Raw genomic sequence first — 13,501 nt, 5'->3', positions numbered from 1 at the left:
CAGGATTCATCATGCAAAAAGTCGTCCTCGCTACCGGTAACGCCGGCAAAGTGCGCGAACTGGCCTCGCTGCTGGAAGATTTTGGTCTCGATATCGTCGCTCAGACCGAGCTGGGCGTGGACTCTGCGGAAGAGACCGGCCTGACCTTTATTGAAAACGCGATTCTGAAAGCGCGCCACGCGGCGCAGATCACCGGCCTGCCGGCCATCGCCGACGATTCCGGTCTGGCCGTCGATGCTCTTGGCGGCGCGCCGGGTATTTACTCCGCCCGCTATTCCGGCGTCGATGCCAGCGACCAGCAGAATCTTGAGAAGCTGCTCGACGCGTTAAAAGACGTGCCGGACGACCAGCGTCAGGCCCAGTTCCACTGCGTGCTGGTCTATCTGCGCCATGCCGAGGATCCCACGCCGCTGGTGTGCCACGGCAGCTGGCCTGGGGTAATCACCCGACAAGCCGCCGGTCATGGCGGCTTCGGTTACGACCCGATCTTCTTCGTCCCGTCAGAAGGGAAAACCGCGGCCGAACTGAGCCGTGAAGAAAAGAGCGCCATTTCCCATCGCGGGCAGGCGCTGAAACTGTTACTGGAAGCATTACGTAATGGCTAATTTGCCGCCGCTGAGTCTCTATATCCATATTCCCTGGTGCGTGCAGAAATGCCCGTACTGCGATTTTAATTCGCATGCGCTGAAAGGCGAGGTGCCGCATGATGACTACGTCCAGCATCTGCTGAACGATCTGCAGGCTGATGCGCACTATGCCCAGGGACGGGAAATAGGCACTATTTTTATCGGCGGCGGAACGCCGAGCCTGCTGTCCGGCCTGGCCATGCAAACCCTGCTCGATGGCGTCCGCGCCTGCCTGCCGCTGGCCGCCGGGGCGGAAATCACCATGGAAGCCAACCCGGGTACCGTGGAGGCCGATCGCTTCGTTGATTATCAGCGCGCCGGGGTGAACCGCATCTCCATCGGCGTACAAAGCTTTAGCGAACCGAAGCTGCAGCGCCTGGGGCGGATCCACGGCCCGGAGGAGGCCAAGCGCGCAGCACGTCTCGCCAGCGGCCTCGGCTTGCGCAGCTTCAACCTCGACCTGATGCACGGTCTGCCGGACCAGTCGCTGGAGGAGGCGCTGGACGATCTGCGTCAGGCGATTGCCCTCAACCCGCCGCACCTGTCGTGGTACCAGCTGACCATTGAGCCGAACACCTTGTTCGGCTCCCGGCCGCCGGTGCTGCCGGATGACGACGCGCTATGGGATATTTTCGAGCAGGGGCATCAGCTGCTGAGCGCCGCCGGCTATCAGCAGTACGAGACGTCCGCCTATGCTAAGCCAGGCTTCCAGTGTCAGCATAATCTCAACTACTGGCGCTTTGGCGACTACCTCGGCATCGGCTGCGGCGCGCACGGCAAGATCACCTTCCCTGACGGACGCATTCTGCGAACCGCCAAAACCCGCCACCCGCGCGGGTATATGGAAGGCCGTTACCTTGAGCGTCAGCATGATGTGGAAGAAGCGGATAAACCGTTTGAGTTCTTTATGAACCGTTTTCGCCTGCTGGAGGCCGCGCCGCGTGCGGAGTTCAGCTTGTATACCGGCCTTGATGAGCAGGTTATCCGTCAGCAAATCGATGCCGCTATCGCCGAAGGCTATCTGCTGGAAGATGCGCAAAACTGGCAAATTACCGAGCACGGTAAACTGTTTTTAAATTCGCTGCTGGAGCTGTTCCTCAGCGAAGAGTAATCCCTGCGGGCGGCACGTCGTCGCCCGTATCTTTCCCCTTACATCCTCTCCCGCTACGGTCAAATCGACTGGCGTTTTTTTGTTCACTTATTTGCAGCGAATCACAAAATCCGATCGACTTTTTTCCTTTTCTTGACTCATTTTTTGCGCAGTGGTAATCCTGCTTCATCGGTTGAGCAAATGTAAAACCGACGTATCCTACATGTGAATTATTGGTAACTCTGATTAAAAAAGTCTCTGTAACGTCGGCGCAACCCGGCGGGCTTAAGCCTATAAAAAAGATGGTAACACAATGAATTACCGTAATATTTTTATCACACTCGCCGCACTATCCGGCACCGTCACGGCTTCAGCCTGGTCTGCAGAGTCCGCCACCGTGGCCTTTTTAATGCCCGATCAGGCCTCTACCCGCTATGAACAGCACGACTTCCCCGGTTTTAAGGCGGAAATGAGCAAGCTTTGCGCGGATTGTAAGGTCATCTATCAGAATGCCAACGCCAACGCGTCGCTCCAGCAGCAGCAGTTCAACTCGGTTATCGCCCAGGGGGCGAAAGTGATCGTCCTGGATCCGGTTGACTCTTCCGCCGCCGCCGCGCTGGTCGAAAACGCCCAAGCGCAGGGGGTCAAGGTCATTGCCTATGATCGCCCGGTACCAGACAAACCGGCTGATTTCTACGTCTCATTTGATAACGAGGGCATTGGCTACGCCATCGCAAAATCTCTTACCGACCATCTGAAAGCGAGCGGCGTGCCGCAGGATGCCGGCGTGCTGCAAATTAACGGTTCGCCAACCGATGCCGCCGCAGGGCTGATCCGCGACGGTATCCATCGCGGATTGAAAGAGTCCGGTTACAAAACGTTGGCCGAATTCGACACCCCGGAGTGGGCGCCGCCGAAAGCCCAGGAGTGGACCGCCGGGCAGGTTACCCGCTTTGGCGACAAAATTAAGGGCGTGGTCGCGGCAAACGACGGTACCGGCGGCGGCGCAATTGCCGCCTTTAAGGCTGCCGGCGTCCAGCCGCTGCCGCCGGTCACCGGCAATGACGCCACTATCGCCGCGCTGCAGCTGATCATCGCTGGCGATCAGTACAACACCATCTCCAAGCCATCGGAGATCGTCGCCGCGGCGGCGGCCAAAGTGGCGGTTGATTTTATCCAGGGCAAAAAACCGCAGGCCAGCACCACCCTGTACAACACCCCTTCCCAGCTATTTACCCCGGAAGTGGTGACGGCCAAAAACATCAAAGCGGAAATCTTCGATAAAAAAATCCAGACCTGGGATCAGGTGTGTAGCGGCGAGTACGCCGCCGCCTGCCAGAAGTTAGGCATCAGCAAGTAACTTTTGCCCCTGCGCCCGCCGCGGCGGGCGCGATTTCGCCATTATTGAGGTCGTTTTGTATGCCGCAACAACAACACAACTCCGCCGCCGGGCGGCCAATACTGCAACTGCGCAACGTCTCTAAACATTTTGGCGCGGTGTCCGCGCTGACGGATATCGAATTAGAAGTCCACGCCGGCGAGGTGGTCGCGCTGGTCGGCGACAACGGCGCGGGCAAATCCACGCTGGTGAAGATCCTCGCCGGCGTCCACCAGCCGACCTCCGGCACCATTGAGTTTGACGGCAACCCCGTCACCCTCGATAGCCCCGGCAAGGCGCTGGAATACGGTATTGCCACGGTGTTTCAGGATCTGGCGCTGTGTGAAAACCTTGATGTGGTGGCAAACCTGTTTCTGGGTCATGAAATTTCGCCGTTCCAGCTCGATGAAGTGGCGATGGAAGTGAAAGCCTGGACGCTGCTGCAGGAGCTGGCGGCACGTATTCCGTCGGTACGCGAACCGGTGGCATCGCTTTCCGGCGGCCAGCGGCAGACCGTCGCCATCGCCCGTTCGCTGCTGCTGAACCCTAAAATCATTATGCTCGATGAACCCACCGCGGCGCTGGGCGTCGCGCAGACCGCGGAAGTGCTCAACCTGATTGAGCGCGTTCGCGAGCGCGGGCTTGGCGTCATCATCATCAGTCACAACATGGAAGACGTTCGCGCCGTCGCCGACCGTATCGTGGTGCTGCGTCTCGGGCGCAACAAAGGGATCTTCACGCCCGATGCTTCTAATCAGGATCTGGTCGCCGTGATCACCGGCGCGACGGAAAACGCCGTCTCACGCCGGGTTGAACGTAAATCACAGCCAACCACTTCCGGAGCGATGTAATTTTATGAACAGTAAGACCGCATCCCACACCGCGCTGGATCGCAGCGATGAGCGCGTTCGTCACGACGAGGGGCTGTTCGGCGCCCTACGCGCGCAGATAACCCGCATCAAAACCGGCGATCTCGGCACCGCGCCGGTGATAGCCGGGCTGATTGTGATTTCCCTGGTTTTCACCTTCCTCAACCCGGTCTATATCGCGCCGAATAACCTGGTGAACCTGCTGTTTGACTGCGCGACGGTCGGGTTTATCTCGCTCGGCATCGTCTGCGTGCTAATGCTTGGTGAGATAGACCTGTCGGTCGGCTCCATGAGCGGCCTGGCATCGGCTATCGTCGGCGTGCTGTGGGTGAACGCAGGATGGCCGCTGGCGGGAGCCATCGCCGTGGCGCTGGCCTGCGGCGTGGCCGTCGGGCTGGTCTACGCGCTGCTGTATACCCGCGTCGGAATGCCGAGTTTCGTCGCCACTCTCGCCGGCCTGCTGGCGCTGCTGGGTATGCAGCTGTATATCCTCGGGCCGAGCGGCAGCATCAACCTGCCCTATACTTCGCCGCTGGTGCGCTTTGGCCAACTGCTGGTGATGCCCGGCTGGTTCTCACACCTGATGGCATTGCTGCCAGGGCTGGCGATCCTTATTTTTGGCCTGAAAAAACGCTCGCGGCGCCTGGCGGCCAATCTTTCCGCCGAGGGAGTCAGCTCGCTAGTGGCGCGCGCGATCGCGCTGACGATTATCTTCGAGGCCGCGGTGCTTTACCTCAATCAGGGGCGCGGTATTCCATGGATTTTCGGTCTCTTTGTCGCCTGCGTGATGATCCTCAACTACGCGCTGAAACGGACAAAATGGGGTCGCTCGATGTTCGCGGTTGGCGGCAACCGTGAAGCGGCGCGCCGTTCGGGCATTAACGTGCGGGCGATTTATGTGAGCGCTTTCGTCCTGTGTACCACGCTTGCGACCTTCGGCGGCATTCTCGCGGCGTCGCGACTGGCTTCCGCCAGCCAGCAGGCCGGCACCGGCGACGTCAACCTCAACGCCATCGCCGCGGCGGTGATCGGCGGCACCAGCCTGTTCGGCGGACGCGGCAGCGCCTGGTCCGCGCTATTGGGGATCATCGTGATTCAGTCGATTTCAAATGGGCTGACGCTGTTGAACCTGCCGTCTTCGCTGCGCTATATCATTACCGGCGCGGTACTGGCGATTGCGGTAATCATTGATTCTCTGGCTCGCCGTTCACGCGTGTCGCACGGCCGCGCCTGAGTGGAGAAGTGCGCGGCCCAAAGGTATGCGGGCCGCGAAATTTTGATTATTTTAACGAGCCAACCAGCGCTTTGCGGCTGTCCTCCAGCGATACCACCCGGCTGCAGACGTCCTTACCAAACTGCTGGAAATCGGCCTCCTGGTTTTTCCATTCCTCCTGAATCGCCGTTTGCAGGCCGCCGAGGCTGCCGAGAATGCCCTGTAGCGGATTACCGCCGCCTTTGAGCACCGCTTTGGCGCCCATCTCGTTAATGCTGTCCTGCAGAATGCCGCCCATCGCCTGATTCACCAGCTGCTGGCCATCGGCGCGTACCTGGTCGATAGCTTTATAGTGGAAAGTCAGGCCATCGCTGCGACGTTCGATAATGCGGTTCATCTGTTCTTTCAGCTGCGCATCCAGTTTGGTCAGGCGACCGTGCATGCTGCTGTTGGCGCCAACCTGTTCGGTAATGATTTTATCCAGCGCCTTGCGGCTTTTTTCGACTCGCGACCGCGCGCCTTCGTCAATCCACGGCAGGCTGCTGCGCAGGCTGGCCTGATAATCCTGCGCCTGTTCGCGCTGGGCGGCGCTGAGCGCATAGGCCTTGCCGTTAAAGGTCAGATTGCCGTCCGGCTTTATCACCAGATCACCGTTTTCCCCTTTCACCTGCACCTGCTGCGGGCTGAGGATCACATCGTCACGCGGCGTGACGCTACACTGGTAGTCCGCATGGGCAGACAAAGCGGTGACGGAGAGCGCCACCGCCAGCAGCGTTTTACGCATCATAAAACTCCCTTAAGACAAAACGGGCCGGCAATTGCCGACCCTTGTCAAACTTAGTCCCACCAGACGTCAAAAAGTTCGCTGGTGCGCACATCCTCTAACTTACGCGCTTCCAGCCATTTGCGTACGATAGCCTGATGCTCTTCAGTGCACTTACCAATCTCCTGCATGCAGATGAGCCCTTCCCAGGAGAGATAACCGCTGCCGTCGAAGGCCAGCTTGTTCGGCTCTATCACCTCTTCGATCAGATCGTTGACCGTCTGGTCGATCTGCTCTTCGCTGGTCCCTTCCGGGAAACGCCAGGCGACGGAGAAGCCTAACTCCTGAAACTCATCGATATGCATTTTTTTACGCAGACGACGGCTACGATTCTTGGCCATTATTTCACCCTCTCGAACATTAAGTCCCATACGCCGTGGCCGAGACGATGGCCACGCTGTTCAAATTTGGTTACCGGGCGCGATTCCGGGCGCGGTACGTAATCGTTGCTTGCCGACTGGTTACGATAGCCTTCCAGCGAGGACATAACTTCCAGCATATGCACGGCATAGGCTTCCCAGTCGGTCGCCATATGGAAGACGCCGCCGAGCTTCAACTTGCTTTTCACCAGCTCAGCGAAAGGCGGCTGCACGATACGACGTTTATTATGACGCGCTTTATGCCACGGATCAGGGAAAAACAGTTGCACCATATTCAGCGAGTTATCCGGGATCATGGTATGCAGCACTTCCACCGCATCGTGACACATTACGCGCAGGTTTTGTACGCCTTCTTCTTCCGCAGAAGCCAGACAAGCGCCAACGCCCGGGGAGTGTACTTCAATGCCGAGGAAATTCTGTTCCGGTTTGGCTTTCGCCATCGCCACCAGCGAGGCGCCCATCCCGAAGCCAATTTCTAAGGTGACCGGCGCGTCACGGCCAAACAGGGCGGCGAAATCGAGCGGCGCATCGTTGAATTCAACGCCCATCACCGGCCAAATGTTATCCAGCGCATGCTGCTGCCCTTTCGTCAGGCGGCCCTGGCGACGGACGAAGCTACGAATACGGCGCAGCGGGCGACCGTTTTCATCGAATTCCGGAGAGATGACGTCGTTTTTCATAAAAGTTTGGTCTGCTTGTGAATGTGTTCGGAAAACGGGCATTATCCAAAGTTACCCGGCGGATGCAAGGGTTTACAGCCACTCGCCCTTATGCTGCAATCTGCCCCCCTGTAATCGCGATCCCGGAGCCGTAGCTTTGACTTTTCTCGCCACGCAATTTTCAGCCCAGGTTCTGGACTGGTACGACAAATACGGGCGTAAAACCCTGCCCTGGCAAATCGCCAAGACGCCCTACAAAGTATGGCTCTCCGAAGTGATGTTGCAACAAACCCAGGTGACCACGGTAATCCCCTATTTTGAACGCTTTATGGCGCGTTTCCCCACGGTGGTGGATCTCGCCAACGCGCCGCTGGATGAAGTGCTGCATCTGTGGACCGGTCTGGGCTACTACGCGCGGGCGCGCAACTTACATAAAGCCGCACAGCAAGTCGCCACACTGCACGGCGGGGAATTCCCCCGGACCTTTGACGAAGTGGCGGCGCTGCCCGGCGTCGGGCGCTCAACGGCGGGGGCGATTTTATCCCTTTCGCTCGGTCAGCATTATCCGATTCTCGACGGCAACGTGAAGCGCGTGCTCGCCCGCTGCTATGCTGTCAGCGGCTGGCCGGGGAAAAAAGAGGTGGAAAAACGGCTGTGGGACATCAGCGAAGAGGTCACCCCGGCAGAGGGCGTCGAGCGCTTCAACCAGGCGATGATGGATCTCGGGGCAATGGTTTGCACCCGCTCGAAGCCGAAGTGCGAGCTGTGTCCGCTGAGCAACGGCTGCGTGGCCTACGCGAACCATTCATGGGCGGAATATCCGGGCAAAAAACCGAAGCAGACCCTCCCGGAACGCACCGGCTACTTCCTGCTGATGCAGCACGGCGACGAGGTGTTTCTTTCCCAGCGTCCGCCGGTGGGTCTGTGGGGCGGGTTGTTCTGTTTTCCGCAGTTTGCAGACGAAGCGGAGCTACGCGAGTGGCTGGCGCAGCGCCAGATTAAGGCCGATAATCTGACGCAATTAACCGCTTTTCGCCACACTTTCAGCCATTTCCACCTGGATATTGTGCCGATGTGGCTTACAGTGCACTCATCTGGCGCATGCATGGATGAAGGCAACGCACTCTGGTATAACTTAGCGCAGCCGCCGTCGGTCGGTCTGGCGGCCCCCGTGGAGCGCTTGTTGCAACAGCTAAAAGCCGGAGCGCCGGTATAAATTTTTCGGCTATCAAAGAGGATTAATTATGAGCAGAACCATTTTTTGTACCTTCCTGCAGCGTGAAGCGGACGGCCAGGATTTCCAGCTGTATCCGGGCGAGCTCGGAAAGCGTATTTACAACGAAATCTCCAAAGAAGCCTGGGCGCAGTGGCAGCACAAGCAGACCATGCTGATCAACGAGAAAAAGCTCAGCATGATGAACCCGGAGCACCGCAAACTGCTTGAGCAGGAGATGGTGCAGTTCCTGTTTGAAGGGAAAGACGTGCACATCGAAGGCTACACGCCGCCGGAAAAACAGTAAGGGCCCTGCGGCCTTTAAAAAAACAAACACAACACGCACGCCCGGAATGATGAAAAAATACTTAGCGCTCGCGCTGATTGCGCCGTTGCTCGTTTCGTGTTCCAGCTCCAATAAAAAAGGCGCCGAATACAACGAGGCCTGGGTCAAGGACACGAACGGATTCGATATTTTGATGGGCCAGTTCGCCCACAACATCGAGAACATTTGGGGGTACAACGAAGTCCTGCTCGCCGGGCCAAAGGACTACGTCAAGTACACCGACCAGTATCAAACCCGCAGCCACATCAACTTCGATGAAGGGACGATCACCGTCGAGACCATTGCCGGCACCGACCCTCGCGGACGACTGCGCCAGGCGATCGTCAAAACCCTGTTGATGGGCGATGACCCCAACTCCATTGACCTCTATTCCGATGTCGATGACATCCAGATCTCCAAAGAGCCGTTCCTCTATGGCCAGGTGGTGGATAACACCGGGGCGTCGATTCGCTGGGAGTGGCGCGCCGCGCGCTTTGCCGACTATCTGCTGCAAACCCGTCTGAAGAGCCGCAACAACGGCCTGCGCGTGGTCTACAGCATCACCATTAACCTGGTGCCGAACCACCTCGACAAACGTGCGCATAAATACCTCGGCATGGTGCGTCAGGCCTCGCGTAAGTATGGGGTTGATGAGTCGCTGATCCTCGCGATTATGCAGACCGAATCCTCCTTTAACCCCTATGCGGTCAGCCATGCCGACGCCATGGGGCTGATGCAGGTGGTCCAGCACAGCGCCGGCAGAGACGTCTTCCGCTCCCAGGGTAAATCCGGCCTGCCAAGCCGCAGCTATCTGTTTGACCCGGCGAATAACATCGACACCGGTACCGCCTACCTGGCGATGCTGAACAATGTTTACCTCGCCGGCATCGATAACCCCACCTCGCGTCGCTACGCGGTGATCACTGCCTATAACGGCGGCGCCGGCAGCGTACTGCGGGTCTTCTCCAGCGATAAAGTGCAGGCGGCCAATATTATCAACAGCATGGCGCCAGGGGACGTCTACCAGACGCTGACCACCCGCCATCCGTCGGCGGAATCGCGCCGCTATCTGTACAAAGTTAATACGGCGCAGAAAAGCTACCGCCGTAAATAGCCCTCCTCCCGACTCCGGCCTCAGCCCCGCGCTGAGGCCGCGCTTATACTCCGCCATACTCTGTAATATCTTTCGGTTTTCTGCGGCAGTTAACAGAAGCATTAAGCTAGTGAATGATAGAATCGCATCAAAATAACGGGATTATTGTTATTTTAAAAACATAACAAGCCCACATTCGTGAGGATAACTACATGAATCTTAAGCTGCAGCTCAAAATACTGTCGTTCCTGCAGTTCTGCCTTTGGGGGAGCTGGCTCACCACGCTTGGCTCGTACATGTTTGTCACGCTGAAGTTTGACGGCGCGGCAATCGGCGCAGTGTATAGCTCGCTCGGTATCGCCGCGGTGTTGATGCCGACGCTGCTCGGCATCGTCGCCGATAAGTGGATCAGCGCCAAATGGGTATACGCCATCTGCCACCTGGTCGGCGCGTTAACGCTGTACCTCGCGGCGCAGGTCACCACGCCGGGCGAGATGTTCCTCGTGATCCTGCTTAACTCGCTGGCCTATATGCCGACGCTTGGCTTGATCAATACCATCTCCTACTACCGCCTGCAGTCGGCGGGGCTGGATATTGTCACCGATTTCCCGCCAATTCGTATCTGGGGCACCATCGGCTTTATCCTCGCCATGTGGGGCGTGAGCTTCTCCGGCTTTGAACTGAGCCATATGCAGCTGTACATTGGCGCGACGCTGTCGGTCCTGCTGACTCTGTTCACCCTGACGCTGCCGCATATTCCGGTCGCCAACGCCCAGCGCAATCAAAGCTGGACGGAGATGCTCGGCCTGAACGCTTTTGCGCTGTTTAAAAACAAGCGTATGGCTATCTTCTTTATCTTCTCGATGATGCTCGGCGCCGAGCTGCAAATCACTAACATGTTCGGTAACACCTTCCTGCACAGCTTCGATAAAGATCCGCTGTTTGCCGGCAGCTTTATCGTCGAGCACGCGTCAGTGCTGATGTCGATTTCGCAGATTTCCGAAACGCTGTTTATCCTGACCATCCCATTCTTCCTTAGCCGCTACGGCATTAAGAACGTGATGCTTATCAGTATTGTGGCGTGGATGCTGCGCTTCGGCCTGTTCGCCTTTGGCGACCCGACGCCGTTCGGCACTGTACTGCTGGTGCTGTCGATGATCGTCTACGGCTGCGCCTTCGACTTCTTTAACATCTCCGGTTCGGTGTTCGTTGAGAAAGAGGTGCGCCCGGAAATCCGCGCCAGCGCTCAGGGGATGTTCCTGATGATGACCAACGGCTTCGGCTGTATTCTCGGCGGGATGGTGAGCGGCAAAGTCGTCGAACACTTTACCGTCGAGGGGATCACTGACTGGCAGAGCGTGTGGCTGATTTTCGCCGACTATTCGCTGGTGCTGGCCTTTGCCTTCGTGGCGCTGTTCAAATACAAACACGTCAGACAACCGACCGCCGCCCAGCAGAGCGTGTGATCGGCAAAAGTAAAACGCCCCGCCTGTTCGGCGGGGCGTTTTTTTATCCCTTCAGCACGTAGCCATACAGCCGCTTAATGCCGTCCGGATCCGTCTCGCTGTAAACCCCCTGCAGCTCCGGCGAGAAGCCAGGCAGCATATTGACCCCCTCCTCCAGCGCGAGGAAATAGCGCAGCACGGCGCCGCCCCAGACCTCGCCGGGCACCACGCACAGCACGCCCGGCGGATACGGCAGCGCCCCCTCCGCCGCGACGCGGCCTTCCGCCTCGCTCAGACGCACCAGCTCAACGTTGCCGCGAATAAACTCGTGGTTGGCATCCTGGGGATTCATCACCACCCTTGGGAAGCTCCGTTTACGGAACATCTCTTTTTGCAGGCTCTTCACGTCAAAGCTAACGTACAGATCGTGCATCTCCTGGCACAGCTCGCGCAGGGTATAGTCGCGATAACGTACCGGATATTTGTTATAGATGGTCGGCAACACATCGGCCAGCGGCGTATCCGCTTCAATATGCTGTTCAAACTGCCCCAGCATCGCCACCAGCTGCGCCATTTTTTCGGCGCTCTCCGCCGGCGTCAGCAGGAACAGAATCGAGTTGAGATCGCACTTCTCCGGCACGATGCCGTTTTCACGCAGATAATGCGCCAGAATGGTTGCCGGGATGCCAAACTCACTGTACTCCCCGCTCTCCGCGTCAATGCCCAGGGTGGTCAGCAACAGCTTGCACGGGTCGACAAAATACTGGTCGTCCGCGTAGCCTTCAAAACCATGCCAGCGCGCGTCGGGTTCGAAGCTGAAGAAGCGGCGCTCCCGGGCGATCGCCTCGGTCGGGTGATCCTGCCACGGGCGCCCCGCCACCATCGGCGGAATAAAGGGCTGGATCATCTTGCAGTTGGCGATGATCGCTTTGCGCGCCTCAATGCCCAGCGCCACGCACTCGGCCCACAGGCGACGGCCGCTCTCACCTTCATGGATTTTAGCGTTAACGTCCAGCGCGGCGAACAGCGGATAGAACGGGCTGGTGGAGGCATGCAGCATAAAGGCGTTATTCAGCCGCTTGTGCGGACAGAAGCGCGCCTGGCCGCGCAGATGGTTATCTTTTTTATGGATCTGCGACGTCTGTGAGAAGCCGGCCTGCTGCTTGTGCACGGACTGGGTGACAAAAATACCCGGATCGTCGGGGGTCAGCTCCAGCAGCAGCGGCGAGCAGTCGGCCATCATTGGGATAAACTGCTCATAGCCCACCCACGCCGAGTCGAACAGGATGTAATCGCAGAGGTGGCCTATTTTATCCACCACCTGGCGGGCGTTATAGACCGTGCCGTCGTAGGTTCCGAGCTGGATCACCGCCAGACGAAACGGGCGGGAGGCATTGGCTTTCTCAGGCGCCGCTTCGCGGATGAGATCCCGCAGGTAATGCTCATCAAAGCAGCGCTCGTCAATGCCGCCGATAAAGCCGAACGGATTGCGCGCGGCTTCCAGGTAAACAGGCGTCGCCCCCGCCTGGATCAGCGCCCCGTGATGGTTTGACTTGTGGTTGTTGCGATCGAACAGCACCAGATCGCCGCGGGTCAACAGCGCGTTGGTCACGACTTTGTTGGCCGCCGAGGTGCCGTTGAGGACGAAGTAGGTTTTATCCGCGTTGAACACCTTCGCAGCGAACTTCTGCGCGTGCTTGGCCGATCCTTCGTGGATCAGCAGATCGCCTAATTTCACATCGGCGTTGCACATGTCGGCGCGAAAGACATTTTCGCCAAAAAAGTCATAGAACTGACGGCCTGCAGGGTGCTTTTTGAAAAACGCCCCGTGCTGATGCCCCGGACAGGCAAAGGTGCTGTTATCCATCTCGACGTACTGGGTCAGGGTATTGAAAAACGGCGGCAGCAGACGCGCTTCATAATCACAGGCCGCCGCCTCCAGCTCCAGCCACTCCTGATCTTTACCGGCGCTCACCGCCTGCACCCCCTCCGGCTTGTCGACCGCCGTCTCACTCAGCAGGTAGACCGGCAGGTTAAATCCGCTACGCCTGAGGAGAGTAAGGATGCCGCTGCGACTGTCGGCCACGGAGATGACGACTGCCGCCACATCGGTAAAATCGGTACTGTCCAGCGCCACAACGCGACGGTGGGTGGACAAGCGGGTGACCAGCTCGCAGCTGGCGGCAATGTGCATGGATTTCATAAGCGCAAATGCCCGTATCGGGAGTGTAAAAATCTCAGACAAGGGAGACCTTGCCCAACGATGTGTCCGGGTCTGACGGATTCAGCTCCGACCGCCGGACATCAGTAAAAGCAGACGCGTCCGATCTTACTGTTGCCCTACAGTGAGCATACGTGTCCTTCACCGCATGGTGAACAGAGGGGTA

The 13,501-nt window shown here is 58.2% G+C and carries 13 protein-coding genes; 9 read left to right on the top strand and 4 right to left on the bottom strand.

Annotated elements, in window-relative coordinates:
* Positions 1 to 11: 11 nt before the first annotated feature.
* From LPQ25_RS03710 to LPQ25_RS03690, 5 genes are all read left to right on the top strand, one after another.
* Positions 12 to 605: an XTP/dITP diphosphatase gene (locus LPQ25_RS03710; protein WP_002916615.1), complete on the top strand. Its 594-nt coding sequence runs from the start codon at positions 12 to 14 to the stop codon at positions 603 to 605.
* Positions 598 to 1,737, top strand: a complete 1,140-nt coding sequence (hemW, locus tag LPQ25_RS03705) for a radical SAM family heme chaperone HemW (protein ID WP_014906936.1) — start codon at positions 598 to 600, stop codon at positions 1,735 to 1,737. Before LPQ25_RS03710 ends, hemW begins: the two co-directional genes overlap by 8 nt.
* 292 nt (positions 1,738 to 2,029) lie before the next feature.
* On the top strand, positions 2,030 to 3,076 hold the full coding sequence (locus tag LPQ25_RS03700) for an ABC transporter substrate-binding protein (protein WP_004185615.1): 1,047 nt from the start codon (positions 2,030 to 2,032) through the stop codon (positions 3,074 to 3,076).
* A gap of 59 nt (positions 3,077 to 3,135) precedes the next feature.
* The gene (locus tag LPQ25_RS03695) at positions 3,136 to 3,945 is read left to right on the top strand and encodes an ATP-binding cassette domain-containing protein (protein ID WP_014906935.1); all 810 of its coding nucleotides are present in this window, start codon (positions 3,136 to 3,138) and stop codon (positions 3,943 to 3,945) included.
* A gap of 4 nt (positions 3,946 to 3,949) precedes the next feature.
* A complete protein-coding gene (locus LPQ25_RS03690; RefSeq protein WP_004181281.1) occupies positions 3,950 to 5,197 on the top strand; it encodes a sugar ABC transporter permease in 1,248 nt (415 codons plus the stop codon).
* Between the two features lie 46 nt (positions 5,198 to 5,243).
* Here the strand turns inward: LPQ25_RS03690 and LPQ25_RS03685 are convergent, their stop codons facing one another.
* From LPQ25_RS03685 to trmB, 3 genes are read right to left on the bottom strand one after another with little or no spacing between them, the layout of a single operon-like run.
* Complete coding sequence (locus tag LPQ25_RS03685) at positions 5,244 to 5,963, bottom strand: YggN family protein (RefSeq protein WP_002916619.1); 720 nt, start codon at positions 5,961 to 5,963, stop codon at positions 5,244 to 5,246.
* Positions 5,964 to 6,013: 50 nt separating this feature from the next.
* Positions 6,014 to 6,340 (bottom strand): YggL family protein, encoded by a 327-nt coding sequence (locus tag LPQ25_RS03680; RefSeq protein ID WP_002916620.1) that lies wholly within the window; start codon positions 6,338 to 6,340, stop codon positions 6,014 to 6,016.
* Positions 6,340 to 7,059, bottom strand: a complete 720-nt coding sequence (trmB, locus tag LPQ25_RS03675) for a tRNA (guanosine(46)-N7)-methyltransferase TrmB (RefSeq protein WP_002916627.1) — start codon at positions 7,057 to 7,059, stop codon at positions 6,340 to 6,342. Before trmB ends, LPQ25_RS03680 begins: the two co-directional genes overlap by 1 nt.
* Positions 7,060 to 7,195: 136 nt before the next feature.
* Between trmB and mutY the strand changes: the two genes are divergently transcribed.
* The 4 genes from mutY (at position 7,196) to LPQ25_RS03655 (ending at position 11,135) form a co-directional block, all read left to right on the top strand.
* On the top strand, positions 7,196 to 8,254 hold the full coding sequence (gene mutY / locus LPQ25_RS03670) for an A/G-specific adenine glycosylase (protein WP_002916628.1): 1,059 nt from the start codon (positions 7,196 to 7,198) through the stop codon (positions 8,252 to 8,254).
* Positions 8,255 to 8,282: 28 nt separating this feature from the next.
* On the top strand, positions 8,283 to 8,558 hold the full coding sequence (locus tag LPQ25_RS03665; protein ID WP_004105744.1) for an oxidative damage protection protein: 276 nt from the start codon (positions 8,283 to 8,285) through the stop codon (positions 8,556 to 8,558).
* 49 nt (positions 8,559 to 8,607) lie between these two features.
* Positions 8,608 to 9,690 (top strand): membrane-bound lytic murein transglycosylase MltC, encoded by a 1,083-nt coding sequence (gene mltC / locus LPQ25_RS03660; protein WP_002916629.1) that lies wholly within the window; start codon positions 8,608 to 8,610, stop codon positions 9,688 to 9,690.
* A gap of 191 nt (positions 9,691 to 9,881) precedes the next feature.
* Positions 9,882 to 11,135, top strand: a complete 1,254-nt coding sequence (locus tag LPQ25_RS03655) for a nucleoside permease (RefSeq protein ID WP_226340364.1) — start codon at positions 9,882 to 9,884, stop codon at positions 11,133 to 11,135.
* Between the two features lie 43 nt (positions 11,136 to 11,178).
* Here LPQ25_RS03655 and LPQ25_RS03650 read toward each other — a convergent pair whose 3' ends face one another.
* A complete protein-coding gene (locus LPQ25_RS03650) occupies positions 11,179 to 13,317 on the bottom strand; it encodes an ornithine decarboxylase (protein ID WP_234599497.1) in 2,139 nt (712 codons plus the stop codon).
* Positions 13,318 to 13,501 lie beyond the last annotated feature (184 nt).

Source organism: Klebsiella sp. KPN54798, assembly GCF_021184225.1.
GTDB lineage: Bacteria > Pseudomonadota > Gammaproteobacteria > Enterobacterales > Enterobacteriaceae > Klebsiella > Klebsiella pneumoniae.
This window is presented reverse-complemented; position numbering and strand designations above follow the sequence as displayed.